Here is a 474-nt window from a genome sequence, read left to right as displayed (position 1 = left end):
CTTGCGCTATAGTCCGGGGCATGCGGTTCGACCTTGATCGCCTCCCCACAGACCCCGTTCTCCTGCAGAAAATGCTGCGGGAGATGACTGAGATCATGGAGCTGGAGCGGGCCGAACTGGGGGCGGCAAAGCAGACCGTCAAAGCTCAGGGTCTGACGATCGAGAAGCTGGAGCACCGTCTTGCTCGGCTGCTGCGCGTCCAGTTCGGTCGCAGCTCTGAGAAAATGGATATCGCGCAGTTGCGGCTGATGTTCGAGGAGGTGGATGCCCCGGAGCCGGCCAATGATGACGCTCCTGCGGCGTCGAACGCGAAACCGACGCGCAAGGCCGGAACCAGGGCGCCGATCCCCCTACATATCCCCCGTGAGACGACCCAGCACCTTCCGGAGCCATGCGGTTGCGGTGGTAGCGAGACCGTCATCTGCGAAGACGTCACCGAAGTGCTGGATTACGTACCCGCCTGCTTCCGTGTCC

General features: G+C 62.7%; 1 pseudogene. It reads left to right on the top strand.

Annotation, left to right across the window (positions count from 1 at the left end):
- Window positions 1-83 precede the first annotated feature (83 nt).
- Window positions 84-474, top strand: a pseudogene (locus tag LH128_RS30250) (IS66 family transposase); the annotation flags it as partial.

The sequence above is a fragment of the Sphingomonas sp. LH128 genome, from assembly GCF_000293195.2.
GTDB lineage: Bacteria > Pseudomonadota > Alphaproteobacteria > Sphingomonadales > Sphingomonadaceae > Novosphingobium > Novosphingobium resinovorum_A.
Note: the sequence above shows the minus strand (reverse complement) of the source record. Positions and strands in the feature narration are given on the sequence as shown.